Origin of the sequence: Anaerotaenia torta (assembly GCF_050433395.1) — a bacterium.
GTDB lineage: Bacteria > Bacillota > Clostridia > Lachnospirales > Lachnospiraceae > Mobilitalea > Mobilitalea torta.
In genome coordinates, this window is the sequence record NZ_JBNPXH010000023.1 from 1 (window position 1) to 5,571 (window position 5,571).

Sequence of the window (5,571 nt, forward strand, 5' to 3'; positions counted from 1 at the left end):
TGCAAGCTGCATAAAGTCTGAACATTGACAACTGAATAACTGCCAGGTATTGAATTTTCAAGGTGCATAGCTAAAATTTATGTGCGAAGTTTGAGATAATTATATTTAACAGCATACAAATAAGCCGTATATTGGCTTTCATCCTTAAGGTCCGGATCAGCACCAGCTTCCAGTAAGGCTTTCACTGCTTCGGTATTTTCATTGGACACCGCGGTCATCAAGGGAGTCCATCCCGTTGAGTCAGCAAAATTAGGATCAGCACCGGCATTGATCAATATATTTATGATCTCCACATTATTCTGGTATATAGCAAAATCCAAAGCTGTTTCTTCAATATAATTCATTTTACCAGGATCAGAGCCGGCTTCTAATAATAATTCAATCATCTGTATATCAGCATTTTGGGTCGCCCACATGAGGGGTGTCCATTCTTCTCCATCTGTTATATCAGGATCAATACCTGTATCTAAAAGCTCATTCACTCGCGACTTATCTCCTGCTGCAACCGCATCAATCATATCCATTGAATCATCCTCCAGAGCAGTACCCAAATGGAAGCTATCCTTTATAGATGCAATATTGTCAATTATATTATCCGAAAACAACAAAATAACCCCTGCTAAAGATATTGTGAAGGCCGCAAGCCCTGCGATAATTCTAGTTGATATCTTGGTTCGTACCGTGGCAGGAGCAGAGGAAGGACTGAAAAACCTTTGAATTTCTTCCATCCGCTTGGGTAAAGACGGATGAGTGGAGTTTTTCTCTGCCAGCATCACAAATAAGCCTTTTTCCATACTTCCTTGTAACAGGTATTCGTTTTGATTAACTCTCTTAAACAGTTTTTTCCCCACTGCCAAAATAGTAAGCCCGCTCATTGCCGCTTCTATATTATTTGTGTAATTAGCAGCAAACCTGTCGCAGGTATATTCACAGCTCCTTGAATAAGTCTTGCCAAGGGAAGGAATTAACATAGCTGGCAGAATAAACATCTGCTTCATAACATGTTTGCGTTTGATATGAGCAAGCTCATGAGCAATGACAAAGGATAGCGACTCCTTATTATCTGAATCAATTAAATCAAATATTTCTGAATATAAAACAATCATATTTTTACCAGAAAACCTTGTTGCAAATGCATTTAAAATTCCACCGGATTCAATTACATACACATCAGGGACTTTATGTATTTCCATTGCCATGCACAGCTTTTCAACCTCTTCATATATCTCAGATATTTGCTGCTGGCTGATCCTCACGCCATTTAGACGTATTCGTGCTATCATAATTCCATTTGTGATGCTCAAAACTACTATTAAAAATAAAAAGTAAATAAATACTCCAATGTTTAATAATGTTACCCCATAAATAATAATGCTAAAAATGAAAGATAAAATAAAATATCTATTCTCATCTTTATAAATTAAATGCTTTGTGCTATCATTTCTCCCCATGTTATCTCCCTATTCCAGTATAATTGAATTCCTATAACTTTTAACCAAAATCAGCGATATTATTATCATTGGATTTTTGGTTGTCTATAATTATAACATCGATTTGCCTTATCTTATATCGGTAATCACTTACATTCTTGTATAAAAAGGCCAATTGAAATTAGGAATTGATTTTACGGTAAGTGTTACAGGCATAAATTCTTTGGCAAGAGTAGAATTTTATGTTATTATTACAAAGAAGAACAAAAAATAAAAATCCATAGGTATTGGCTTCTCCGGATGCTCATTTTGCTCAATCCGGTCCAATGGAAAATAGTGTAAGCGAAAGATCTGTTCACTGCTTTAAAATCACATAAACAGGAATTCATAAGGAGGATTTAACAATGGGTGTTTTTATTTGGATGTAATTGCAGGGTTATCACTTTGCAGAATAACATTAAACTATTCGGAGGTTAGAAATGTCATATTTAAAATATCAATCAAACAACATATATTATATTGGCGGTTCTCCTTGCAGCGGGAAAAGTACAGTGGCTGAGTCGCTTGCTAAAAAGTATGGCTTATATTATTTTAAGGTCGATGATTTTCTTGACGATTACTTAAAGAAAGGCAAATCGCAAACGAAACCCATTTGCACAAAGCTAAGTGATATGACAGGGGAACAAATATGGATGAGGGCACCAGAAATACAGAATATTGAAGAGCTGCAATTTTACAGAGAAATATTTGAGTATATTATGGAGGACTTATCTAAAATCAATTCTGCCATTATAACAGAAGGCGCTTCTTATTTACCGGAATTGGTTCATGAAATTGGAGTTGATAAAAATCATTATATTAATATCACTCCAACACCGGACTTTCAATATACTCATTATAAAGAAAGACCGTGGGTTCCACATATCTTAAAGGACTGCAGTGACAAAGACAAGGCCTTTGATAATTGGATGAAACGAGACGCTTTATTTGCAGAATATGTAAGAAATCAGGCTCGCGAATTGGGATATAAAACATTGGTCACTGATGGTGCTTCAAGTTATGATGAAGTCTTTCAAATTGTATCCCAGGTGTTGAATTTGGAGAAATAATGGTCTCCATTGCCATCCACTTTGATATATAGGACGGATCTCAAGGTAGGGCTGCTGAATCATAAGGCTGATCATAAAATACTTGGTCAAAAAAGCCGGGGAATTGAAGTACATTCTGCACTTCGATTCTCCGGCTCTTTAACTGGATAACTTGGATATCCTTATTGGTTTTTATGCTTGTTTGTTATTTTAAACTTGCATGAATATCAAAAATATAGCTTGAATGTAATTGCCGAAGTAAATCGCTAATCCTTGTGGTCTTAGAATAGGCATGCCTTGCCTCAGTTCGCAAGAGATTAGCGATTTTCGTTACTCCATAATATTCTATAATATTTGCACAAAATATGTACTATATCTTCTAATCTTTTAGACCTTGGCTGCAATACCAACGTATCATCTTCCCGGCCACACTATCAGTGGCGGGGATATCAGGCAGATTCGATGCATGAAACCACTTCGCGTCAAGAATCTCCTCCTGATCTTCATGGATCTCTCCGCTATCATATTCTGCGGTAAAAGCCAGCATCAAGGCATCCGGAAAAGGCCAGGGCTGGCTGCCAAAATACCGGATGTTCTTCACCTTGATCCCCACTTCCTCCTCTATTTCACGGGCTACACAATGCTCCAGGTTCTCCCCCGGCTCTACAAATCCGGCAATGAGGCTGTAGAGATTTTGCTTAAATTTTTTATTGTGGGCCAACAAAATCTGATCCCCCTTGAACACGGCAGTAATGGTAGCCGGAGAGATTCTGGGATAGATAATATTATGGCAGGAGGGGCAGATCTTTGCCCTTTCATTCTCTTTGTCCTGCGTTTTATGTCCGCACCGTCCGCAATATTGATTCATGCTGCTCCAATGAAGAATGTGATGTGCCGTACCGGCTGCGATAAACAGCCCCGGATCCCCGGACTTGTCCGTCACTTCTCTCATATCCACATACTCCAGGCCTGAAGCTTCCACAAGCTCTGGAATCTGGGTACAGTAGCAGTTATGCCCGTCGTAGCTTCCGATATATATCATCCCCGCTGTCAGGGCAAAACACTCCTGCGCAAACTGTTTCTCCGGTATCCGAAAGCCCCCGTCTCCCGGAAGCATGGCAAGCTTTCTCTCATGTAATATCAATGCCCAATCCGGCTTCTCTGTCTGCAGCTCAGGCCGAAAAGCAGGTTGAAAAATCTTTCCTTGTATGCTGATCATATATCTCTCCTGATTCCTCTGCTAATATGGCAGCAGGTATTATAATTAAATATATTTTATCCTATTCCGGAATACTTGCGCTATAGCTGAAATCTTTTAGGCACTATGTGCAATTTCCGAAGCATTTTACTGTAATAGGATGCCGGCTCAAAACCAGAGCAGAAATTCTATGTTATTTAGCGATATCAGCATATGACTTCCTCAATTGCATGAAACATCCGGTGGAGGTCGCTGAATGTTTGAGCTGTAAGGTCGTTTTTTCGCCCCATGTATTTATTTTCATATTTGTAATTCGATACCATATACCACCAGAAGAAATGATCCATTACATTCTCATAGATATGTGTGACATATGAAAACCCGTGCCCTTTTCCGAACGGAAGGTAAAAAGCCGGAGAATCAATGCGTATAACAAGATCAATGGTAACCGGAAGTTTAAAATACTCCGGCACCTCAAGAAAGGAAATAACAGGAGTTTCCGTAGTCCAAAACCGCGTGTTCTGCTTTCCGGTAATGAAGCGCAATGTCTGATTATCATATTCCGTATCTACATCTCCATGCCCAATGAGCTGGCACAAATGAATCTTTAACTCCTGCATCTTCTTCCCCCTTATCCATATCAACGAATCCTTTCTCTAAGGATTCATTATACACCAAACTATCATGTAATAAAAGCCGTTCGTGGAATGCTCTTGAAATATGAAAACACAAAATAACCATCATACTTTAAATATACGGGATAAATCTTCTGCTATGGCGAGTTTGGCGGCAAGGAGCTATCCGGCGGCCAGTGGCAAATGCTGGCAATTGCCCGTGGATTATTCAAGAACAGCGAACTGATTGTACTCGACGAGCCGACCAGCGCCCTTGATCCCCTGATGGAAACGGAGATACTCTCGAAGTTCATTAAAGCCGCGGAGGATAAAACGGCCCTTATTATTTCGCATCGGGTTGGCCTATGTAAGTTAGTGGACCGGATTATCGTTATGCAGGACGGCGATATCGTTGAGGACGGAACCCATGATATCTTATTGGCGGCTGGCGGCGAATACGCAAAGCTATACACAGCACAAGCAAAATGGTATAATTAAGTAAAACCTCTGTTTCTGTTTTTCTTTGTGAACATTGGTCAATGATACAGGAGAAAATAAAGGAGAAGACAAAGGAGAACATAGACTATGAAAATAGCTACTTATAATGTTTGGAACGAAGACAAAGGGATTGGTAAACGATTTAATCAGCTTGTCCATGAAATTAATAATGTTGATGCTGATATAATTGGATTACAGGAGGTCACGCCGTATTTTTATAACAATATTCTCGTTAAGGAAACAAATTACAAATATTGTATTTATGAAAAATATCGGGATGAGGAAGAAGGCTTGGCAATATTAAGCAAATATCCTATTCATACTCATTTCTTTCTGCATGAGAAGGAAGAATATTCTTACAGTAATGCATTAGTCGCTTTTTTTGAATTAGATGAAATGCTTTTTTCATTTACCAATGTTCATTTGCCATGGGATTCTGTTAAAGAGCAGGAAACACAAATCATTGCAATAAACAGGTTCTTACATGAACAAGGACATCAAAGAGATTTTTCTATTCTACTGGGTGATTTCAATAGTGATATCCATTCAAGCGTAGATAAATTCTTATCAGGAGAACAAACCTTAAAGGAGTATGAAGCGAATCCATATTGGAATGAACTATCCAGTGCATTTGCCAGATTAAATAACTTACTCAAACTTCGCACATAAATTTTAGCTATGCACCTTGAAAATTCAATACCTGGCAGTTATTCAGTTGTCAATGTTCAGACTTTATGCAGCTT

General features: G+C 38.6%; 6 protein-coding genes. 3 read left to right on the plus strand and 3 right to left on the minus strand.

The window, feature by feature from the left end; translation table 11 throughout:
- Positions 1–77 precede the first annotated feature (77 nt).
- Positions 78–1,451 carry a M48 family metallopeptidase gene (locus HNQ56_RS23730; RefSeq protein WP_429151002.1) on the minus strand — a complete coding sequence of 458 codons (1,374 nt, stop codon included), beginning with the start codon at positions 1,449–1,451 and terminating at the stop codon, positions 78–80.
- Between the two features lie 458 nt (positions 1,452–1,909).
- On the opposite strand from HNQ56_RS23730, the gene HNQ56_RS23735 reads away from it, so the two are divergent.
- Positions 1,910–2,539, plus strand: coding sequence for a hypothetical protein (locus tag HNQ56_RS23735; RefSeq protein ID WP_429151004.1), 630 nt, complete (start codon positions 1,910–1,912; stop codon positions 2,537–2,539).
- A gap of 358 nt (positions 2,540–2,897) precedes the next feature.
- Here the strand turns inward: HNQ56_RS23735 and nudC are convergent, their stop codons facing one another.
- Both nudC and HNQ56_RS23745 read right to left on the minus strand, forming a co-directional pair.
- Positions 2,898–3,737, minus strand: a complete 840-nt coding sequence (gene nudC, locus HNQ56_RS23740) for an NAD(+) diphosphatase (protein WP_429151006.1) — start codon at positions 3,735–3,737, stop codon at positions 2,898–2,900.
- Positions 3,738–3,922: 185 nt separating this feature from the next.
- The gene (locus HNQ56_RS23745) at positions 3,923–4,336 is read right to left on the minus strand and encodes a hypothetical protein (protein WP_429151008.1); all 414 of its coding nucleotides are present in this window, start codon (positions 4,334–4,336) and stop codon (positions 3,923–3,925) included.
- A 144-nt stretch (positions 4,337–4,480) separates the two neighbouring features.
- Between HNQ56_RS23745 and HNQ56_RS23750 the strand changes: the two genes are divergently transcribed.
- Positions 4,481–4,828 carry an ATP-binding cassette domain-containing protein gene (locus tag HNQ56_RS23750; protein ID WP_429151010.1) on the plus strand — a complete coding sequence of 116 codons (348 nt, stop codon included), beginning with the start codon at positions 4,481–4,483 and terminating at the stop codon, positions 4,826–4,828.
- 87 nt (positions 4,829–4,915) lie between these two features.
- Complete coding sequence (locus HNQ56_RS23755; RefSeq protein WP_429151009.1) at positions 4,916–5,497, plus strand: endonuclease/exonuclease/phosphatase family protein; 582 nt, start codon at positions 4,916–4,918, stop codon at positions 5,495–5,497.
- Positions 5,498–5,571 lie beyond the last annotated feature (74 nt).